This window comes from Pseudonocardia sp. D17 (assembly GCF_036984265.1).
Taxonomy (GTDB): Bacteria; Actinomycetota; Actinomycetes; order Mycobacteriales; family Pseudonocardiaceae; genus Pseudonocardia; species Pseudonocardia benzenivorans.
Genome location: NZ_BPRG01000013.1, coordinates 1 through 19,778 on the forward strand (window position 1 = coordinate 1; position 19,778 = coordinate 19,778).

Annotated in this window: 19 protein-coding genes; 11 read left to right on the plus strand and 8 right to left on the minus strand. The window is 73.1% G+C overall.

Going from position 1 to position 19,778, the window contains the following annotated elements:
• Positions 1-228: 228 nt before the first annotated feature.
• The gene (locus PSD17_RS01990; protein WP_339121132.1) at positions 229-471 is read right to left on the minus strand and encodes a hypothetical protein; all 243 of its coding nucleotides are present in this window, start codon (positions 469-471) and stop codon (positions 229-231) included.
• A gap of 524 nt (positions 472-995) precedes the next feature.
• On the opposite strand from PSD17_RS01990, the gene PSD17_RS01995 reads away from it, so the two are divergent.
• The gene (locus PSD17_RS01995; protein WP_339121134.1) at positions 996-1,694 is read left to right on the plus strand and encodes a hypothetical protein; all 699 of its coding nucleotides are present in this window, start codon (positions 996-998) and stop codon (positions 1,692-1,694) included.
• A 92-nt stretch (positions 1,695-1,786) separates the two neighbouring features.
• Here the strand turns inward: PSD17_RS01995 and mobF are convergent, their stop codons facing one another.
• The 6 genes from mobF to PSD17_RS02025 form a co-directional block, all read right to left on the minus strand.
• Complete coding sequence (gene mobF, locus PSD17_RS02000; RefSeq protein ID WP_339121136.1) at positions 1,787-6,232, minus strand: MobF family relaxase; 4,446 nt, start codon at positions 6,230-6,232, stop codon at positions 1,787-1,789.
• Between the two features lie 233 nt (positions 6,233-6,465).
• Entirely contained in the window at positions 6,466-7,743 is a 1,278-nt protein-coding gene (locus PSD17_RS02005) for a hypothetical protein (protein ID WP_339121137.1), read from the minus strand.
• On the minus strand, positions 7,740-8,513 hold the full coding sequence (locus tag PSD17_RS02010) for an ATP-binding protein (protein WP_339121138.1): 774 nt from the start codon (positions 8,511-8,513) through the stop codon (positions 7,740-7,742). Before PSD17_RS02010 ends, PSD17_RS02005 begins: the two co-directional genes overlap by 4 nt.
• 2 nt (positions 8,514-8,515) lie before the next feature.
• Positions 8,516-10,141: a Mu transposase C-terminal domain-containing protein gene (locus PSD17_RS02015; RefSeq protein ID WP_339121139.1), complete on the minus strand. Its 1,626-nt coding sequence runs from the start codon at positions 10,139-10,141 to the stop codon at positions 8,516-8,518.
• Entirely contained in the window at positions 10,138-10,503 is a 366-nt protein-coding gene (locus PSD17_RS02020) for a hypothetical protein (protein WP_339121141.1), read from the minus strand. Before PSD17_RS02020 ends, PSD17_RS02015 begins: the two co-directional genes overlap by 4 nt.
• Before the next feature lie 6 nt (positions 10,504-10,509).
• Complete coding sequence (locus tag PSD17_RS02025) at positions 10,510-11,133, minus strand: recombinase family protein (protein ID WP_100877261.1); 624 nt, start codon at positions 11,131-11,133, stop codon at positions 10,510-10,512.
• A gap of 206 nt (positions 11,134-11,339) precedes the next feature.
• Here PSD17_RS02025 and PSD17_RS02030 point away from each other — a divergent pair, with 206 nt between their 5' ends.
• The 10 genes from PSD17_RS02030 to PSD17_RS02075 all read left to right on the plus strand — a co-directional run bounded on the left by PSD17_RS02030 (position 11,340) and on the right by PSD17_RS02075 (position 18,567).
• Positions 11,340-11,570, plus strand: a complete 231-nt coding sequence (locus PSD17_RS02030; RefSeq protein WP_339121144.1) for a hypothetical protein — start codon at positions 11,340-11,342, stop codon at positions 11,568-11,570.
• A 171-nt stretch (positions 11,571-11,741) separates the two neighbouring features.
• A complete protein-coding gene (locus PSD17_RS02035; protein WP_013678820.1) occupies positions 11,742-12,011 on the plus strand; it encodes a metal-sensitive transcriptional regulator in 270 nt (89 codons plus the stop codon).
• Positions 12,012-12,123: 112 nt separating this feature from the next.
• On the plus strand, positions 12,124-12,432 hold the full coding sequence (locus tag PSD17_RS02040; RefSeq protein WP_041763445.1) for a rhodanese-like domain-containing protein: 309 nt from the start codon (positions 12,124-12,126) through the stop codon (positions 12,430-12,432).
• A 43-nt stretch (positions 12,433-12,475) separates the two neighbouring features.
• Complete coding sequence (locus tag PSD17_RS02045; protein WP_013678818.1) at positions 12,476-13,879, plus strand: MBL fold metallo-hydrolase; 1,404 nt, start codon at positions 12,476-12,478, stop codon at positions 13,877-13,879.
• 34 nt (positions 13,880-13,913) lie between these two features.
• A complete protein-coding gene (locus PSD17_RS02050; RefSeq protein WP_013678817.1) occupies positions 13,914-14,708 on the plus strand; it encodes a sulfite exporter TauE/SafE family protein in 795 nt (264 codons plus the stop codon).
• Positions 14,709-14,758: 50 nt separating this feature from the next.
• Positions 14,759-15,154 carry a DUF302 domain-containing protein gene (locus tag PSD17_RS02055; RefSeq protein WP_013678816.1) on the plus strand — a complete coding sequence of 132 codons (396 nt, stop codon included), beginning with the start codon at positions 14,759-14,761 and terminating at the stop codon, positions 15,152-15,154.
• Between the two features lie 93 nt (positions 15,155-15,247).
• Positions 15,248-15,463, plus strand: a complete 216-nt coding sequence (locus tag PSD17_RS02060) for an SHOCT domain-containing protein (RefSeq protein WP_339121150.1) — start codon at positions 15,248-15,250, stop codon at positions 15,461-15,463.
• A complete protein-coding gene (locus PSD17_RS02065; protein WP_013678814.1) occupies positions 15,460-16,914 on the plus strand; it encodes a multicopper oxidase family protein in 1,455 nt (484 codons plus the stop codon). Before PSD17_RS02060 ends, PSD17_RS02065 begins: the two co-directional genes overlap by 4 nt.
• A 98-nt stretch (positions 16,915-17,012) precedes the next feature.
• Positions 17,013-17,603 (plus strand): rhodanese-like domain-containing protein, encoded by a 591-nt coding sequence (locus tag PSD17_RS02070; RefSeq protein ID WP_013678813.1) that lies wholly within the window; start codon positions 17,013-17,015, stop codon positions 17,601-17,603.
• Positions 17,604-18,111: 508 nt separating this feature from the next.
• Positions 18,112-18,567 carry a hypothetical protein gene (locus tag PSD17_RS02075; protein WP_339121152.1) on the plus strand — a complete coding sequence of 152 codons (456 nt, stop codon included), beginning with the start codon at positions 18,112-18,114 and terminating at the stop codon, positions 18,565-18,567.
• Positions 18,568-18,674: 107 nt separating this feature from the next.
• Here the strand turns inward: PSD17_RS02075 and PSD17_RS02080 are convergent, their stop codons facing one another.
• Positions 18,675-19,769, minus strand: a complete 1,095-nt coding sequence (locus PSD17_RS02080) for a hypothetical protein (RefSeq protein ID WP_339121154.1) — start codon at positions 19,767-19,769, stop codon at positions 18,675-18,677.
• Positions 19,770-19,778: the final 9 nt, after the last annotated feature.

A 19,778-nucleotide genomic window follows, 5' to 3' on the forward strand; every position in this document is an offset into this window, starting at 1 on the left:
CTGAAGCGCTTCCTCGTCCGCGAGGTCCACGCGGCCGTCCTCGCCGACTTCTCCGCATCCCGCGTTCCAGTACGCCCGACCCGCGTGCCTAGATCACCTCGATCCGGCCCGAGCACACGCGCTGCCAGCGCGCGTGGCCGGGAACTCAAACCAACTGCGCGACGTGACCGGGCGAACCAGGTGGTGATCCCGAACCTCGGGCCGCCCCTGCCCGCCCGGCTCTCGCGCTTACCGCTTGCGGCGCAACGCCGCCGCCACGATGACTCCGCCACCGGCCATCAGAGCGAAGGCAAAGACCATGACGAGGGCCAGCATTGCGCGGATGAACGGCAACCACGAATCCCCAGTCAGCGTCGGCGCCACGAACGTCAGGACCCCGCCGAGCGCAGTTACCAGCGCGCCCACCACTGCTCCTGTGCGCGCCTTCGGGCCTTCTGAGTCCAGCTTCGATACGGTCGATACCACGACCACCGTGTCACTCCTGCCTGTCGAGGGTTCGGACCGAGCCGCGGTGCCGTATGAGCCGGGTCCGTGTGCGGCGGACATCGACTCGGAGCGGGGGCCCTGACGGGCCCCCGTTCTGCGTCTCGAGCTCGACAGCTGCGGTCCCGCCTGGCGAGCGGATGCGACTGCCGTGCGGGTTTGAGTCTCCCGATCCCACCCGCCGAATTCCGGGACCGACACGCCCCACCACGACTCGTCGCTGCGCGCCCGAACCGCGGGCTCCGCCGCGGCGCCTGAGGGCGCGGCCCCGTTGTGAGCACGTCTGGCGCAGGAAACCCAGCAGCACGTTGGGACGCTCGCACGGGGGCACGGCGGCATCAGAGCGGCCTTACGCAAGCAGCCGGTGCCCCGAATCGGCGGCTCATGTCCGGCCCGGACAGTCGCGCCGACCATGAGGGGTGTCGGGCCGTGCAGACTGTCGGCGCACGGCTCTACCCTTGATCCTCCATGCGACGTGCGACGCATGCCGGGACGCGGAAGGGCTGAGGGTGATGGCCAGGAACGGCCCTACGGTGTCGGATGTCGCGCCGCTGTTCGACCCCGAGCGCGGTGAGGTCCCGCCGCCGGGCACGATCGAGTTCTATCTGGAGACCCCGCGGACTCTGGGCCTGTTGTTCGCGGCGGCCGAGGACGCCGGGCGCTCCGACATCATCGATGCCGCCATCCGGGCGTGGGACGCCAGCTACGAGAGCTTCGTGGGCTACTTCGAGCGCTTCATCTTGCTCGAGTGCGCGCCGGTGACCCGCACCCCGGGTGGCGAGCGCATCGGGCTGTTCCTGCCTGGCCGGGTATTCGTGACCCGGGTCGGGCATGTGTTCGCCGGGGACCGTGATTTCGCCCGGTTCCACGACCACATCTATGTCGGGCCGGTTGGTGTCCGGGAGCAGCCCGACGGCCGGGAGTGGCCGCTGGACTTCACTTCGGTACGCGAAACGATGGTCGGGTTCGCCGCGGTCGCGGAGGGTGCGGTGCAGCGGTCGCTGCGCCAGAGCATCGCCACGCAGTGGACCCCCGAGCCGACCTCCGCGACGGGCTTCCGCGAACTGGTCGAGCCGCCGCTGGTCCAGCACCTCGGCCTCTGCTCGCGCAGGCTGTGCGAGGACAGCTTGGTCCCGGCGGCACAGCGCTGGAATGTCGTCGACATGCGCGATCGCGAGCGCCGGCGTTCGCCTCGGTACCGCTCGGCCTGACCACCTCCTCGCGGCCCCGACAGCTGGGACCCGGGCGGCGCCGTGCTTGTGCGGCTCGGGCGTCCTGCTCTCCGGCCGCGAGTCCGGGATGGTCAGGTCCAGTCGAGGTCGAGTTCTGCTTCGAGGTCCTGGTCGCGGCCGCGGCCGTGCCCGAGCTCGTGCGGGTCGATGCCCTGGTCGCGGCGGCGCCGGTCCTGCTCGGGGTCGACGCCGAGCTGCTCGTCGCGGTGGTGCTTCCAGCCCTCGACGCCGCGGGTGGGCTCCTGCCCGCGGAGGGCGGCGAGGATCTCGACCTGCCGTCGGGCGTCGCCGACGGTGATCTCCGGTTCGCCGTCGGTGGCCGGCGCGCGCAGCGGCTGCGCGGCCGCGATGTCGGCGGCGGTCGGGACCGCGACGAACGCGGCCAGCTGCGCCGGGTCCTGCGCACGGCCCTGGTCGCCCTCCTCGAGTTCGAGCGCTGCGGCCGGGGCGGGCTCGCGGACCAGGACCGGAGCACCGAGGTCCAGGTCGAGATCGAGCTGCGTCTCGGTCTTCCGTGTCGGTGCCTCGTCGGCGTCGTCGACGATCTCGAACAGCGACGTCTGTTCCCCGCCGCCCGATGCGAGGTCGCGCGCCAGCCCACGCCGTTCCAGCTCTTCCCCGGCCAGCTGGGCGCGCTGGTCGACGAACACCGCCGCCTGCGCCCACGCCTGCCGGGCCTGGTGAATGACTTCCAGGTGCTCAGCCCGCGCGTCCAGCTCGGCCGCCACATCGTGTGCAGCCACGACGTCACGCAGCGCGCGCAGCTGCTCGGGTGAGCCGTCCGGGAGCTGCTCGGCCTCGGCGGTGAACAGCACCGCGTCCTGCTCGTACTCGCGGGCCAGCAGCCGGGTGTCGCGCAGCTCATCGGCCACGTACTGCGGAGCGAACGAGCGCTCCCGGGTCGCCGCGGCGCGCCACTCCCGCAGCTGCGCCTCCGACGCCGCGGCGTAGTCCACCGACTCGACCGGAGCGCCGAGAGCGGCGTAGGCGCGATGCCACAGCGCCCGGTGCAGCACCTGCTCCCGGGGCGGGGCCTCACCGAGCGCGATGCTGGTCTCGGGGATCCCGCGCAGCTCGCGGTAGGCCGCGGCGATGCCCGCCCGCTGAGTCCACTCCGCGCGCGCCTGCGGCTCGACCGGCACCGTCCCGAGGTGCGCGACGGCCCAGGCCGGCTGCTCGAACGCGACCCGCTCCCCCAGCTCCTGCTGCCGCTGCTCGCACGCATGCGCCAGCACCCGGGCGTACTCGCCGGCGGCTCCGTCGACCCGGTCGGCCAGGTCGGTCCAGCTCCCGGGCGCGGCGCCGGCGAGGACGTCGCTCGGGTCGTGCTCGGGCGCGCGCCCGACCAGCACGTGCTCGCGGATCCGCCACCGCAGCACGTCGCTGACCGACTCCGCAGTCCCCAGCTCCCGCCCGTGAACAGCCTCGCGCAGCACGGCGGCGACGTCGTTGCCGGCCAGCTCGGCCTCGCGCAGCGTGCGCTCCAACCGCTGACACCCGTCCTCGCCCGCGATGGCCGCGGCCGTGTCCGCACCGAGTTCCTGCTCGAGGATCCGGGCGTAGCGGCTCGTCCCATGCTCGGCGGCGAGCAGGTCGAGCTGCCCGCCGAGGAACGACAGCTTCCGGCCTTCCTCGTCCCCGTACCGGCGCCGCAGCTCCGCGCTCAGGACCTCGACCTCGTCATGGTGCTCGAGCACCCCCGCCAGCAGCGCCCGTGCGCTGGTGTCCAGCGACTCGTGGTGGTGCTCGTCGCCCGGGCGCTGACACACCACCAGCGCGACGTTGCTCTCCCGGCCCCGGGTCATGCCCACATAGACCAGCTCGGCGTCAGCCCGCTCATCGACCAGCAGATACGCGGAATCCACAGTGCGCCCCTGCGCCGCGTACACGGTGCCCGCGTAGGCCAGCGTGACGTCATGGGCGACGTAGTCGCGCGTCAGGTGCGCCCGAACCCCGGCATCGCCCTCGACGGTCAGCGTGCCGTCCGAGCCCAGCCCCAGCACCCGGTACACGGCCCGGTTGGTCACCGACCCGGGCCCGTCCACACGCTGGTCGTAGTCGTTGCGGCGGGCCTGGACCAGGTCCCCGGCGCTCACCCCGCTGCCGTCGCGCAGGGTCGCCAACCGGCCCGGCTCAACGTGCCCGAGCCCGATCAGCTCCTCGCGGATCGCGCGGGCCAGCTCGACCGCGGTGTCGTTGTCCCGCACGACCAGCAGCGGCCGCTTCCCGGCCAGGGTGTCGGCGACATAACCGCGGACCGCGGCCTCGTCCATCTCCTCGACGGTGCCCCCGACCAGCCGCCCGGCGTCCTCGTAGACCGCCAGCACCGAGGCGTCGCGCCCGCGCAGCCGCACCGACGCCTCACGCTCCCACCCCTGGGTGAACCGGTGGATCTCCTCGAGCTCGTAGGCGCCGTTGTCGCGCACCAGCTGCTCGAACAGACCACCCGCCTCGACCGCGCCCAGCTGCTGGTGGTCGCCGGTGAACAGCAGCTTCCCACCGGCCGCGGTCACCAGCTCCGACAGCCGCTGCAGATCCCCAGTGGAGCACATGCTGGCCTCGTCGACGACGACCAGATCGCCCGCGACCAGCACGTCGCGCACGTTCCCGCCCGCATTCGGGGCGAAGCGGCCCAGGAACCGGGTCGTGTTGTAAGCCTCCAGCCCGTCACCGGCCAGGACCTCGGTCGCCAGCTGCGAGGTCGCCACCCCGATGACCCGCCCGCCGAGCTGCTCACCCCACACCCGCGCGAGCGCGCCGACGGTACGGGACTTCCCAGCCCCGGCCGGGCCGACCAGCACATCACCCATGCGACCAGACGACAGGATCCCCAGCGCCGCCTCGACCTGGTCCGGGCCCAGACCAGCGGCAACAAGCTCAACCCGCGCCAGCTCAAGATCGGGTCCGGCGAGCGCGGGCGCTCCGACCCGCCGCGCACCGGCCACGATGGCGTTCTCGGTAGCCACCTGGTCGAACGTCGCCCACCGGTCCGCGTGGTGAGGCCGGTACGGGGACATCCCGTCGGCGCGGGCGATCTCGGCCGGCACCGGCCCGGGGTCCGGCGCAGCCACCGAGACCAGCCCGAACGCCGCCGCGTTGGCGAGGACGTGCGCGGCGAGCGCGTCAGGCTCCTCCGTGATCGCCGGCGTGAAGCTCTGCTCAAGCTCCACCGCCGCGACCAGGTTGCCGACGGTCCAGCTCGCGTACTCACGCTGGACTCGCTCGACCGCCGCCGAGAGCACCTCGTCGCGCGTCCGGGACGCGAAACCCTGCTGGTCGGGGTGCCCGTTCTGGCGCACCTCGGCGCTCGCGGCCGCGACGGTCACCAGGGCGTCAGACAGGTCCGCACGCCGCGGCCGGCTCCAGTTGTCCAGCTGCGCGCCCGGCGCGAGGTCCCCGGTCTTGTGGGCACGCTCGTACAGCTTCGCCTCGCCCCACAGCTGCTTGCGCTCCCGCGGGCTGGGCTCACGCCCGTAGCTCTCCCGGAACTGCGCTATCGCCGCCTCGAGGTTGCCCTCGACCTGCCGGGCCCGGCTCGACGCCTGCGCGCAAAGTCGCTGGTCGATACCCAGAATCTCCCGCGCCTTACCGTCCGGGCGAACCCCGAACGTCACGTCCAAACGCTCCCCGAGCTCACGCTCCAACGCCCGCTGATAGATCGCGGCCGCGCCGAACTTGATCGGCCGAAACGCCTTCCCGTCCAGCGCCTGGATCTTCCGCGACGACGTGGCGATGACCCGGTTGAGCACCGCCACGTGGCTGTGCAGCTGCGGATCCTGGTTGCGGTTGGTCGAGTGATCCCACCGCGTCCACACCAGCCCGGTGGCCTCCTCGTAGACCCCCACGGAGTGCCCGTCAGCCTTCGCGCCGTGGTAGCCCGTGCGCGTCCACGCGGCCTCCCGCTCGATGTAGGCCATCGCCTCCGCGATCGCAGCCCGGTGTGACTCCACAACCTCCTGCGCGGCGTCCAGCCGTCCCTCCGAGCGGTACGCCGCGTGCAGCACACTCACCGACTTCACCGGCGAAAACGTCAGGTCGTAGTACGCGACGGCCTTGCGCCCCGACGCCCGCACCGAGTTCTCGATCTCACGCCGCCGCTCCTCACCGGCCTCCGGCTCGGCCGCCAACGCCGCCTCGATCCGCTCCGCCGAGGACTTGAACTTCCGCGGCGCCCGCCCCAGATACTCCGGGTCCTTCGGATCGCTGCCCGGCCGGGCCAGCCGCCCGAACACCGCCCGCACATCCTCCGCCGTCGCCGGCGTGCCCGGCGCGATCCCGAGCATCTCCTCCAGGCCACCGCCGAACCACACACCCGGCGCCTCCCGCTCCGCACCCGACAGCAGGTACTGCGCGCCCTCACCCTTCACCTGCCCGCCACCCGATGCGCCCGCGGCGGCGTCGGCCACCGCACCGCGCTCGGCCGGGGACGGGGCGTGCTCGTGCTCCGCGCAGCCACTGCCCCGCAACAGGTAATCCACGGAACCCGCCGACACGGCGGTGATCCCGAGGATGGCCATGCCGACGATCATACCCAAGATCATTAACTAATGCATAGGTCCGTGGGCTTTGATCGGTAGGCGGCGAGGGTGTGTGCTGGTGGTGAGGTGCGGGAGAGGTGGGGGTGTGGAGCGCGGCGAAAAGTGCAGTGGGATGCGCGGGCAAAGTTGCAGTAGGCGCGGCGAAAAGTTCAGTGACTCACGTCGGGAGCGGGGCGCCGGTGAGCAGTCGGCGACGAGAGTCCCCGGGCAGCTCAGGGTCTCCAGCGGCGGCGACGAGGTAGCGAGTCGTGGTCGGGCTGGAGACGCGGTCGGGGCGGGGCTCCTTCGAGCCGGACCCGTCCGGTGTTGACCAGTTCGGCGACGAAGGGCCGTTCGGGACTGAAGTCGCTGCGCTCGAACGAGGGAGGCAGAGCCACCTCGGCGCGCCCGGCGACGCGAGTGATGAGGTTGGCCATGGCCTGCGCGCAGTACGACGTGTCGTCCGTACGCGTCAGGAACGTGTAGGGCGGGAGCCCTCGCAGGCGGTGCTCGATCAGGGCGGCCCGCAGGATGACCTGGACCGATCCGGGGATGCGGTAGCGGCCCGGCAACAGGTCGACGTGCTCGCCGTCGGGGCTGACGCTGCGCTGCATGCACCCTGCGATGCGGCCGGGTCGGGCGTCGGTGGCCCACGCGAGCAGCAGCGCGACGGCGCTGGTCGGGCACACGATCCGGTGCAGCCGGGTCACGACCGGTGCGGGTAGGCGTGGACCGATCAGCTCCCGGAGATGTTGCGCGTCGGGCACCACGAGGGTGAGCCCCTCGATGGCGAACCCGGCGCGCGCGGCGTCCAGGCGCAGGTCCAGCTCGGCCCAGGTGGCGGCGTCGATGCTCAGCCGCTGCAGCAGCGCCCCGAGCTCGCAACCGGGCTGGGTGTAGCGGCGCTGCCGGGGCGGGGCGACCCGCCACAGCCGGGCCTCGCGCCGGGCCTCGGTGACCGCCTCGCAGTGGATCGCGTCCACCGACCGCAGCCCGACCTGCTCCGACGACACCGGTCGGACGCGGCCACGCCGGAGGGCGTCGACCGCCGCGGGCCAGGACCAGATCTCACCGATCCGGCCCGGCCCGGGTGGATCGGTGTGGTGCCAGACCAGCCAGATCGTGGTGCCGGTCGCGGCGGCCAGCTCGGCGAACCGGTCGAGCAGCGGCGGCCGCAGCAGGTGCGCACGCAGCACCACCAGGTGCTCGACGCGCTCGGCGCACATCCAGACCTGCACCAGGCGCGCGCCACCGCGCAGGCGCCGTTCCCGGGCGAGCGCGTCGCGCGGCTTGCCCAGGGCCTCGAGCAGGTCCCGGATCAGCACCGGCCAGGTCGCGCCCGGCGTGGGATGACACACCGCCCGACCGCCGGCCAGATCGTGCATCGCGGTCAGCTGCCGCAGGCAGGCGTGGTCGTCATCGGGATCGTGCACCCACCGCAGCCCTGCCCCGGCCGACGTCGCTGGCGCCGGGCCCGCGTGGCCGCCCAGCGCCGGGGCGGAGCCGGTCACGCGCTCACGCCGCCGCCGTGCAGGGTGAACGCGTTGCGGGCCACGGTCTCATCGACCCGGTCGGCGCCGGTGGCCGCGCACAGCGCGGCCGCGGTCCGGGTGAACGCCGCCCAGTGCCGCAGGTTGCCGTGCGCGAAGTGGTCATCGACCAGCAGCAGCAGCTCGGCGTCGACACCGTCGTAGAGCGCGTGATAGGTCGGGATGAACCGAACCACCTCGGCCGGGGTGAGCGGTTCCACGCTGACCCGGCGGTAGATCCGCGAGCGCAGCATCGGTTCCCGCGACAGCACCTTCCAGGTGCCGTCCCCGCCGACCAGCAGCAACGCGAACCGCGTCGCCCGGTGGTCGTGCAGGTAGCGCAAGTACTCGATGCACTCGGTGTTCAAGCTCTGCGCCTCGTCGACCACCACCACGTGCCCGCCACCGCCCGGGAGAGGGGCCAGTTCCTCGACCAGCTGCTCGGTGAGCACGAACCGGTTCCCGCGCCCGGTCGGCACCCTGGTGAGTTCGGCGAGCAGGTCGGCCGCGACCAGGCGCATCGTGGGCCGGCTGGGGAACTTCACCCAGCACGGCGCCCGCCCGGCCCGCCCGTCGACCACCGCGCGGGTCAGGGCCTGCTCGACCGCGTAGGTCTTGCCCAACCCGGCCGGGCCGTGCACCGTGCCCATCGCCTGCACCGCGAGCAGGTCGCTCACCGCCCGCTCGACCATCAGCAACGAGTCGGTGGGCAACGTGGCCGCGCCCTCGACATCCAGGAAATGCCGCACCATCCCTACCCCTTCCCGTCCTCGACCGTGCCCTCGGCCCCGTCGTCGCCGGGCTTGTCGTCCGCGCCGGCCGCCGGCCCGGCCTCAGGTGCCGCCGCCGCTGGTCCGGTCTCGGGTGCTGCCGCCGGTTTCGGGTCACGCGGCGGGTTCCAGTACTCGAAGTCACGGTGCAGCCCCAGCAGGTCGGTACGGCCCAGCCGGCGCATCTCCCGCCCGTCGTCGTCGCGGCGGCGCTCGCGTCGTTCCTGACGGTCCTGCTCGGCGGTGACCACCGTGGTGTCCTCACCCGGCCCGGGTGCGGTCAGCGGCGCCAGCCGGGCCCGAGCGCGCCGGCTCGCGCGGCCCTGCCGGCGCCCCAGCTCGGCGGCGTCGGCGTGGCGCCGCGCCAGCACCGCGGCCCGCTGCTCGGCGGTCAACTCGTCCTGCGGGTAGGCGGTGCACAACCAGGTGTCGCCGCGGAAGATCTCGATCCGCCGCAGGTCGTGCGGGGTGTAGCGGACCCCGACCCGCTCGCCGACCAGCCCGTTGAGCTCCGGGGCGATGAACCGCACCCGCTCGAAGTGCACCCCGTCCTTGTTGATCGTCCGCTCGACATCGGCCATCAACATCCACCGCAGCTGCTCGCCGGGCACCTCACGCAGTGGGGTCGCGTCCTCCCGCCAGCGCCCGAGCGGGGTCTGCCCGGCCAGCTCGCTGTGCACCCGCGCCGTGTTGTACTCGGTGATCCAGTCCGCGAAGTGGTGGCTGAACAACTCCAGGCTCATCGGGTCGGCGTCCGGCCCGAACAACCGCCCGTCCGCGCCGCGCGGGCCGTGGGTGTAGAACGGCAACCCGGACAGGAACTCCTGATCCAGGGTCCGGTTGACCCGCTCGACCTTGCCCTTGCGGTGCGGCGTGTAGGGCGGAGTGGGCAACAGGTCGATCCCCAGCGCGGCGCACGAGCGCGCCATCGCGGTCGCCATGAACTCCAGCCCGCGGTCCGGGCGCAGCGCCTCCGGCAGCCCACCGAACGGGCCCCGCGCCGCGTCGAGGACCATGCCCTGCCGCAGCGTCGCGAGCACCACCGCCGAGGTCGGGTACAGCGACAACGCCCACCCCATGATCAGCCGTGAGAAGCCGTCGATGAACAGCGTCGCCCACGGCTTCCGCGGCCGCTGCGCCCGCGGGGCGAGCACCTGCACCGGCAGCTCGGTGTGGTCGCCCTCCCACAACGCGTTGCGCCGATTCGGCGCCCACCGCAGGTACACCTCATGCCGCCGCCGGCCCTCGACCCCGTCCACCACGGCAGCCCGCTCGGCCGGGGTCAGGTCCCGGGTGAAGGCCTCCTGCAGGCGACGCAGCGACGGCGCCCCCGCCCGGCCGGCATGCAGATCCCGATGCACCGCGGCCACGTTGCCGTGCCACTGGGCGTAGGCGTCCCGGTCGGCCTCGGTGACCACGTAACGAGCCCGCGGCCGCCGCTCCAGCCCGGCCGGATCTGTGGCCAGCCACCCCCACACGGTGCGCTCGGCCACCCCCACCCCGGCCGCGGCCCGCCGAACCTCGGCGCTGGTCAACGCACCCGCCGCGCGCTGTTCCCGCAGCCGCGCCACCAACAGCGCCTTCACCTGCGCGTCGACGTGCGTCGTCACGACGACCTCGCCCGACCGAACACCTGCCGGCACGGCGGGCACGTCATCACCGGGTCCAACGCCCAGCCCTGCGCGACCAACCACCCCCCTACCGCGGGGTCGGCCGTGGGGTCGGCGTCGGCGAGCGCCCCGGCCAGCAGCGGCCCGTCCCCGCAGTACGCACACACCACCTCGCTGACCGGTCCGGACGGGACGCAGCCGCGGCAGAACCCGCGGACCACCAGCTCGCCGGCCTCGCGTACCAGCCAGCGCACCGCCAGCTCGGCGCGCAACCGCGCCGCGGACTCGACGCTGCTCGACCGCGCTCCGCACCCGGGACACCCTCCACCCGTGGGAGAGCCTCGGCGCGCGACCGCGGACATAGGCGGCTACTCCTCCCGCTCCGGCGCGCCGGGAGTGCCCGCCGCGGTCAGCGACGTCGCCGGCCGCGGTGGCAGGTGCCGATACAGCGTGGTGCGCGCGATCCCGGTCTTGGCCACGATCTCCGCGATCGTGTCCCCGGCCTCGCGCAGGTGCACCGCGTAGTTCAGCTTGTGCGGGTCCACCACCGACGGCCGCCCGGTCCGGCGCCCCTTCGCCGTGGCGACCGCGCGGGCGTGCGCAGCCCGCTCCAGCATGTAGGTGCGTTCCATCTGCCCGAACAACGCCAACAACACCACCGCCAGCTGCGCCATCGGGTCCTCCGGGCGGGAGGAGTCCACCAAGATCGGGTCGGCCAGGTTGCGCACCCCGACCCCGCGCTCGGTCAGCTCGTGGATCATGTTCAGGGTGTCGCGGACGGTGCGGCCGAGCCGGTCGAGGGTGTGCACCACGATCACGTCGCCGTCGCGGGCGTACCCGAGCAGCGCGCGCAGCCCGGGCCGGTCGGTGGTCGAGCCGGACTTCTTGTCCACGAACGTCCGCTCGGGCGCGATCCCGACCTCGGCGAGCGCGTGCAGCTGCCGGTCGAGGTCCTGCTTCGCGGTCGAGACCCGCGCATAGCCCAGATCCACACCCGGACCGTACCGATGATCAGCCTCGTAGCTGCGCCGCGACACGCGGCGGCGGACCTGACATTCGGGACGGCGCGACCAGCGCCGTTGCTGGCGGGGGAGCGGGGCGGGCGGTGGTGTCCCACAACCAAGGAACCGGAACGGCCTCCGGCTCGATGGCCCTGAAGCTGCCACGCTGTCGGTGGTCGGTGCCAGACTCCACGCCCATGAGCGACGGGCCCTGGGACGGGCACCGCATGGTCAACGCGAACACAGGCACGCTCGAGTACCGCGTTCGCGGCAACCGCGCTGTCGCCCCGAACACCGGGCAGACGGTCTACCGCATCCGCGACCAGCGGGTCGTCGACCCGAACAGCGGGCTGACCGTGTACCGCATCCGCGACCAGCGGGTCGTCGCTCCCGACTCCGGGCAGACGGTCTACCGCCTCAGAGGCTGAGACACGGCTCTGGCCGCGGACATAGATTCCGTGACAGTCGCGAGCAGACACGACCCCGCCGCGGATGTCTCACGAAGGATCTCTCCCGACACGCCCTCCACCGCCTCCACCACACGGCGCAGCCAGGAACATATACGCCCGGGGGTATGTTGGCGTAGTGGAGGTGGCGACATGGAGATGACTCCCGCCCTGGTGGGCGACGCTCTAGTGCGGTTGCGCCGCGCGCAGGGGCAGTTGGCCGGTGTGGTCCGGGCGATCGAGGGGGGTGGGGACTGTGCCGAGGTGCTGACCCAGCTCGCCGCGGTCTCGCGTGCTCTGGACCGGGCAGGCTTCAAGATCGTCGCGAGTGGGATGCGTCACTGCCAGGCGGCCCGGGAGCGGGGCGAGCAGCCGCCGATGACCGAGGACGAGCTGGAGAAGTTGTTCCTCTCGCTGGCCTGATCAGCACCCCCGGGCCCCACCCCGGGTTGTTCGAAGCTGTGACCCATGGTGGAGCTTTGTTTGGCAGGTACCCCCCCGGGTATCCCTGATGTGGAGGTGATGCGTCGTGCAGATGCGCGAGGTTGATGTGGAGCAGTTCGCGGCGGGACGTCGCAGCACTGTGGCGGTGGTGGATGTGCGCTCGGCCGAGGAGTTCGCGGCCGGGCATGTGCCCGGCGCGGTGAACGTGCCGCTGGAGCGGGTGATCACCGACCCGGGCCGCTACGCCGGGCAGGAGCTGTATGTGATCTGTCAGTCCGGTGGCCGCAGCGCGAAGGCGGCCGAGGCGCTGGGTGCTGCCGGGGCGCGGCCGGTGTCGGTGGCCGGCGGGACCGCCGGCTGGATCAGCTCCGGGCGCCCGGTGGACACCGGCGCCCGATGAGCCGGCCGAACCGGCCGAACCGACGAGACGAAGGAGATCTGACGTGATCGACGTCGAAGTGATCGAGACATCCTCGCTGGGAGACCGCAGCTACCTGGCCTCCGACGGTGAGGTGGCGGTGGTGGTCGACCCGCAGCGCGACGTGGACCGGGTCCTGGCCCTGGCCGGGCGACTCGGGGTGCGGATCACCCATGTCGTGGAGACCCACGTGCACAACGACTACGTCTCCGGCGGTCTGGAGCTCGCACGCCTCACCGGCGCCGCCTACGTGCTCTCGGCCGAGGACGACGTGGCGTTCGCCCGCACCGGCGTCGTCGACGGCGACGTGCTGGAGGCCTCGCCGCGGCTGCGGTTGCGGGTGGTGGGCACCCCGGGGCACACCTTCCACCACCTGTCCTACGTGCTGGAGGGCCCTATGCGTGATGGAGGGCGGGACGGGCCGCAGGGGGTGTTCACGGGCGGGTCGCTGCTCTACGGCACCACCGGGCGCACCGACCTGCTCGGCGACGAGCACGCGGAGGCACTGGCCCGCGCGCAGCACGCCTCGGCCGCGTCGATGGCCGACGCGCTGCCCGACGGGGCGCAGGTGTGGCCGACCCACGGGTTCGGCAGCTTCTGCACCGCCAGCCCCGCCTCGGGGGACGACTCCACCCTCGGGCACGAGAAGCAGGTCAACCCGGTGCTGCGGCTGGCCCGCGAGGAGTTCGTCCGGGAGGCCCTGTCCGGGTTGGGTGCCTACCCCGCCTACTACGCGCACATGGGTGCGCTCAACACCGCCGGTCCGGCGCCGGTGGACCTGCGCCCGCCGATGACGGCCGACCCGGCCGAGCTGGCGCGCCGGCTGGCCGACGGGGAGTGGGTGGTCGACCTGCGCCACCGCAAGGCCTACCTCGACTCGCACCTCGCCGGGACGGTGAGTCTCGGGCTGGACGGACCGATGGCGACCTGGCTGGGCTGGATGGCCCCGCACGGTGCCCCGATCACGCTGCTCGGCGACACCCCGGACCAGGTGGCGCAGGCGCAGCGGGAGCTGGTCCGGATCGGTGTGGACCGAATCGTCGCCGCCGCTACGGGTGATCCCGACGAGCTGGCCGTCGACCCGGCCCTGCTGGGCGAGCTGCCCAGCGCCGGTTTCGTCGACCTCGCCGGTGAGCTCGGCGGTCGTCGCAGTGCTGATCTGCCGCCGGCCGAGGTGGTGCTCGACGTGCGGTTGGGCACCGAGTGGGACGCCTCGCACGTGCGCGGGGCGGTGCACGTCCCGCTGCCCGAGCTACCGGACCGGCTCGACGAGGTCCCGGCCGGGTCGGTGTGGGTGCACTGCGGCAGCGGCTACCGCGCCACCGCGGCCGCGTCGCTGCTCGCTCGCGCCGGGCGCACCGTGGTCGTGATCGACGACAACTACGGCGATGCCGAAGATGCCGGTGTCCCGCTGACCACCACCCTGTGAGCAGCCCGCGGCCCTGCAGCCCGAGGCTGGCGCAGTGATCCTCGCCGGCGTGTTCGGCCTGGTCATCGGCGCCGCGCTGGGGCTGCTCGGTGCGGGTGGTTCGATCCTGGCGGTCCCGGCCCTGGTCTACGGGGTCGGCCAGCCGGTGGGGGCTGCGGTGTTCGGGTCGCTGCTGGTGGTGGCCGTGTCGGCGGCGGGCGGGTTGGCGGTGCGGCTGCGGTCCGGGGTGATCCGGTGGCCGGTGGCGATGGTGTTCGGCGCCGCGGGAGTCCCCACCGCGTTCGCGGGGGCCGCGCTGGGCCGCCTGGTCGCCGACCGGTGGCTGCTGGTGGCGTTCTCGGTGCTGATGCTCGCCGTCGCGATCGCAATGCTGCGCGGGAGCCCTGAGGAGGCGACGGGCGGTGCGTGCCGGGTCCGCGACGGGCGGGTCGACTGGCGCAGCTGCCTGCCCAAGGCGCTCACCGCCGGCGCCGGGGTCGGGGTGCTGACCGGGCTGTTCGGAGTGGGCGGCGGGTTCGTCATCGTGCCCGCGCTGACCCTGCTGCTCGGGTTGAGCGCCGCCGAGGCCATCGCCACCTCCCTGGTGATCGTGACGATCACCTCGCTGGCCGGGCTGTCCGCGCACGCCGCCGCCGCCGGAGGTGTGGACTACGCCGTGATCGGCGTGTTCGCCGGGACCGCCCTGCTCGCGTCCCTGGCTGCCGGGCGCGTAGCGGACCGGCTCCCGGCCGCGGCGCTGCGGCGCGGGTTCGCCTATCTGATCCTGGCCGTCGCGGTCGGCGTCGCCGCCGCGGCGCTGCTCGCGCCGGCCGCGCTGAGCACCGGCTGACGACAACGATCCACAACCGCTTGCGCCCCACCGACGAATGGAGACCAGCAATGGACTACGGCATGACGATCGCTCTGGACCTGCCCTACGAGCAAGCCGTCCCCGCGGTCAAGGCGGCCCTGGCCGAGCAGGGTTTCGGGGTGCTCACCGAGATCGACGCCCGCGCCACGCTGAAGGAGAAGCTCGACCACGACATGGAGCCATACCTCATCCTGGGCGCCTGCAACCCCCAGCTCGCCCACCGCGCCCTCGACGTCGACCGACAGATCGGGCTGCTGCTGCCCTGCAACGTCGTGGTCCGCGCCGACGGTGACGACCGCAGCATCGTCTCGGCCCTGGACCCGCAGGTCATGGTCAGCATCCCGGAGCGCGAGGACTTGCGCCCCGTCGCGGACGAGGCCGGGGTGCGCATCCGGGCCGCGCTCGACGCGCTCACCACAAGCTGATTCGCAGGCGCCCGCGGGCACGCCGGGCCTCAAGCGGGCGCCACCGGCACGACGAAACGAGACGAGAGGGCAACGACCATGATGAACGGCTCGATGATGGGTTGGTTCTGGATCTGGCCGGTACTGGTACTGATCGGCCTGGTGCTGCTCGGCTACCTCGCCTACCGGCTCACCCAGAACCGTAGAACCGGTGCGGGCACCGCCCCGGTGGCGGGGCCGGCCTCGGCCCGGCAGATCCTCGACGAGCGCTACGCCCGCGGCGAGATCGACGACGAGGACTACCGCAAGCGCCGCGACGAACTGACATGACCTCGGCACCGATCAGCCGACGCCGCGCGATCGTCCTGGGCGGGCTCGGCGCCGCCGCCGTCGCCACCGGGGCGACGGGCTGGATCGCCACCGGCGCCGGTGCAGGTAGTCGGTTGCGGCCCGCCGACACCGGCGCCGAGCTGCGCCAACCGCAGGTCCTCGACAGCCGGGCCGGTCGGCTGCAGGTAGAGCTCACCGCCGCCGCAGGTGTGCGACTGGCCGGCCGGGATACACGCGGGCTCGGCTACAACGCCACCGCGCCCGGGCCGACGCTGCGGGTGCGCCCCGGCGACGAGCTCGCGGTGCGCCTGACCAACCGGCTCGACGAGCCCACCAACCTGCACACCCACGGGCTGCGGGTCTCTCCGGAGACCAACAGCGACAACCCGTTCCTGCGGGTCGACCCCGGCACCTCGTTCGACTACCTCTACCGGATCCCATCCGATCACCCGGCCGGCACCTACTGGTATCACCCGCACCACCACGGCATGGTGGCCAACCAGATCTTCGGCGGGCTCGTCGGTGCGCTGCTGGTCGCCCCACCAGGGCCCGACCCCGACCTACCGGTGGTCGAGGACCGGGTACTGGTGGTCACCGACACCACCCTCGACGGTGACGGCGGGCTCGTCGAGGTGAACGCCATGGACCGGGCCATGGGCCGCCAGGGCGAGCTGGTCCTGGTCAACGGCCAGCACCAGCCCACCATCCCCGCGGCCCCCGGCGCGACACAGCGCTGGCGGATCGTCAACGGCTGCGTATCGAGGGTGTTGTCGATCCGGCTCGACGCCCACCAGCTCGTCCGGGTCGCCCAGGACGGCACGTTCCTGCCTGCCCCGGTCGCCGCGGACCGGGTGATGCTTGCCCCGGGCAACCGGGTCGACGTGATCGTGCGCCCCACCGGCACCGGCCACTTTCCGCTGATCGCCGACGCCGTCGACCGTGGCGGCATGGGCGGGATGGGCGGCGGCACCGCGACCAGCGGGCCGATCACCCTCGCCACAATGGTCTCCTCCGGGGCACCGGTCACTGCCCCGTCGCTTCCCTCAGCCCTGCCCGCCGAAGAGCCCGCCGCTGGGCCGGTGACCGGTCGGCGGCGGGTCGCCTTCCAGATGGGCATGGGCGGGATGGCCTTCACCATCGACGGTCGCACCTTCGACCCCGAGCGCGACGACCAGACCGTCACCCTGGGCGCCATCGAGGAATGGACGATCGACAATCCCGGCCCGCTCGCACATCCGTTCCACCTGCACGTCTGGCCGTTCACCGTCCTCGACTACAGCGACGCCACCCTCCCGACCGGGGTGCCCCAGGACGTCGTCCTGGTCCCGGCCCGCGGCTGGGTCCGGCTCCGCATCCCGTTCACCACCTACTCCGGACGCAGCGTCTACCACTGCCACATCCTCGACCACGAGGACGCCGGAATGATGGCCACCGTCAACGTCCGCCCGTAGCCGAGACCCGACCCGGCCGTCGCGGGGCAGGGCCCGACCGCGGCGGCCGGCTCCGCGAACCATCCAGCGCACGACCCTCTACCGACAAGGACGCCCCTGTGGCCCACGCCAGCCCCCGCCACGTCGACGCACGCACCGTTCGCGACTGGCTCGACAAGCCCGACACCGTGACCGTCATCGACGTCCGCAGTCCCGCGGAGTTCGAGACCCTGCACGTCCGCGGCTCCTACAACGTGCCCCTGACCATGGTCGGCGAGCACACCGAGCAGCTCGCCGCCCGGCTCGACCGACGGGTGGTACTCGTCTGCCAGTCCGACATCCGGGCCACGCAGGCCCACCAGCGGCTCGCCGGGGTCGGCGCCGAACGCGTCCATGTCCTCGACGGCGGCATCGCCGCCTACTCCGCCGCCGGTGGCGACGTCGTCCGTGGTCGTGCTCGCTGGGCGCTCGAGCGCCAGGTCCGCCTCGTCGCCGGGACGCTCGTGCTCGCCGGCCTCGCCGCAGGCCTGCGCGCGCCGAAAGCGCGTCTCCTCGCCGGCGGGATCGGCGCCGGCCTCACCGTCTCCGCGCTGACCGACACCTGCACGATGGGCCGGGCCCTCGCCGCCCTGCCCTACAACCGCGGTCCCCGCGACCATTCGCCGGTCGAGGTACTCGCGCAGCTCCCCGCCGCCCGGACGGCGGCATGAGCAAGTCGAGTTGTCTCGATCCACGAACTGATCCACGTAGATGCTAGTGAGCGAGAGGAATACCGCCAACGCCGCGACACACGGACATGACACCCCGGGCCGGCGCTAACCACTGTCGTTTTCCTGTCGCTCCACATCGGGGCGTAGCCGCGCCTGCCGGCCGCGCCGGCCGGGGTGTGGTCGCCGACGCGCAGCGTCGCCGTCTGATCCCTGGGCGTCATCGGTAGATGCATCGCCCGACCGTCCCGTCACGGTCTGCAGAGCCTCGTCAGTGGCCGTCCTACAGCGGCCGTCAGGGCCGCGGAGCGGCCGAGAATTCTCGGCCGCTGAGCAACTCCGTGCGTCCGTCCTTCGATCGGTTGAGGTCCGCTCCTGCGCCGCCTCATTCCGGCTAGCGTTGATCTTGTTCGTCGTCTGTAGCTCAGGGGGGACCTTGATGGTCGAGTCGACCACACCACGTCCGGGACGGGCACGCCGCCGGCCCGCCACACGAGAACATCTCGCCCGGTTGACCGCCGCTCGGGATCGGCTCGACGCCGACCAGGAGGCGCGCCGACGGGCTGAAGATGACCTGCTCGCGCAGTTCGCCGCGGCCGCGGTGGCCGCCGACGATCTCGTCGTCGAACGCGACCGGCGGCTGGCCGAGCTGGACCGGCAGCGCGCGGAGATCGAACAGAGCACCGAGGTCGAGTTGCGCGAGGTCGAGCACCGGCAGACGGCCGTGCTGCACCAGCTCCAGCAGCTCGGCCGCACGGTCGAGCAGCTCGCCGAGCTCGTCGACATCCCGGTCAAGAAACTGCGCCACCGCCTGCGGCAGCACCGGGCCAGTGGCAGCGCCGCGGCGACCAGCCCAAACCCCGCGGCGGCCGGCCACAGCACCACCTCCGGACCGGCTACACCGACAGAGCCAGAGGCCGCGACCAGCTCGGACGCCTCGACCGAGCAGACCAGCGTGGCGGTCTGACCCGCACACCTCTCCCGGCCCACAGGCACCTCGCGACCGCCGGGCGGAGCGGCTCCGGACCGGCTCCGCTGGGCCAGCGGCCGGCCTCCGGGCCCCGGCAGCCGGGCTCAGGCCGGTGGCACCGCGCCGTCGAGGGTCGCAGCCCGGGAGGCAGCGGCGAGGAACTCCTGCCGCAGCGCGGGGATGTCGGCCCGGCCGCCAACCAGCAGCGACACCAGCTCGTCGATCTCCCACCGCAGCAGCACGCCGTGGCGGGCCAGATACAGGCCGACCGCGCGGATGCCGTAGCGGTCGGCCGCGCTGTCCAGCCACGCGTAGGACAGGGCCTGCCAGAGCCAGCGGCAGGTGCGGTGCGCGTTGTCGGCGCGCAGGACGGTCTTGACCTCGATCAGGGTGTCGCCGACCAGTACGTCCCCGTCGGCCCAGTGCTCGACGAAGATCGGCGCGGCGATCCCGAGGGCAGTCCCTGGCCGCGGGTCGCCGGCCAGTGCCCGCAGCCGGGCCAATGCCCCCGATGTGTGCAGGCGGGTGGCCAGCGCGGGAAGCTCCTCGGTCACCGACGGGGCCACGGTCCTGCGGAAGTCCTCGGCGGTCGGTGGGGGTCCGCCGAGCAACCGTCGCAGGTCCTCGCTGAGCATCCCGGACCGGTAGAGGTCCTCCATCGCCGACCACGCCCCGTAGGACGGGGCCAGCCCGTGTTCAGCACCGGGTGTCCCGACACAGCCGGTCGGTGCGTGCTGGTCGTGGTAGGCGTGGGTGCGCGCGGCGAGGTCGGCCAGGCCGGCGTCGGCCCACCCCTGGCCGGTGCTGCTCGCGGTGACCGGCGTGCCGGTGATCCACCCGGTCCGGCTCGGGTGCAGCTGGAGGGCGTGCGCGGCGTCGCCGGGGTCGAGGCCGCGGTGCGACGGGTAGCCGGCCGCGATCTCCGCCGCCGCCCGCGCGGACAGCAGACCGTTCCCGACCAGCGCCAACAGGCCGAAGTACGGCGGTGCCTGCTGCACGAGCGCGGCCAGCCGCATCCCGAACGCGCCCCCGACCTCGGCCCAATGCCGGGCCCCGACCCGCCGCCCGCCCGCCGGGCGCACCGGCCCGACCGCGGCAGCCGCCGCGGCGACCTGCCCGGCCACCGCCGCCGACCCGGGCATCCGCCGGGCGAACCATCCGGCCAGCTCCCCGGCCCGCAGGTGATCGGTCAGCGCCATCGCAGCGGG

What these genes read in the sequence shown, in the direction of transcription:
- PSD17_RS01995 (WP_339121134.1), top strand. Translation starts at nt 996, where the DNA reads ATGGCCAGGAACGGCCCTACGGTGTCGGATGTCGCGCCGCTGTTCGAC.
- mobF (WP_339121136.1), bottom strand. Translation starts at nt 6,232, where the DNA reads ATGGCCATCCTCGGGATCACCGCCGTGTCGGCGGGTTCCGTGGATTAC.
- PSD17_RS02010 (WP_339121138.1), bottom strand. Translation starts at nt 8,513, where the DNA reads ATGGTGCGGCATTTCCTGGATGTCGAGGGCGCGGCCACGTTGCCCACC.
- PSD17_RS02020 (WP_339121141.1), bottom strand. Translation starts at nt 10,503, where the DNA reads ATGTCCGCGGTCGCGCGCCGAGGCTCTCCCACGGGTGGAGGGTGTCCC.
- PSD17_RS02030 (WP_339121144.1), top strand. Translation starts at nt 11,340, where the DNA reads ATGAGCGACGGGCCCTGGGACGGGCACCGCATGGTCAACGCGAACACA.
- PSD17_RS02035 (WP_013678820.1), top strand. Translation starts at nt 11,742, where the DNA reads ATGGAGATGACTCCCGCCCTGGTGGGCGACGCTCTAGTGCGGTTGCGC.
- PSD17_RS02040 (WP_041763445.1), top strand. Translation starts at nt 12,124, where the DNA reads ATGCGCGAGGTTGATGTGGAGCAGTTCGCGGCGGGACGTCGCAGCACT.
- PSD17_RS02055 (WP_013678816.1), top strand. Translation starts at nt 14,759, where the DNA reads ATGGACTACGGCATGACGATCGCTCTGGACCTGCCCTACGAGCAAGCC.
- PSD17_RS02060 (WP_339121150.1), top strand. Translation starts at nt 15,248, where the DNA reads ATGATGGGTTGGTTCTGGATCTGGCCGGTACTGGTACTGATCGGCCTG.
- PSD17_RS02065 (WP_013678814.1), top strand. Translation starts at nt 15,460, where the DNA reads ATGACCTCGGCACCGATCAGCCGACGCCGCGCGATCGTCCTGGGCGGG.
- PSD17_RS02080 (WP_339121154.1), bottom strand. Translation starts at nt 19,769, where the DNA reads ATGGCGCTGACCGATCACCTGCGGGCCGGGGAGCTGGCCGGATGGTTC.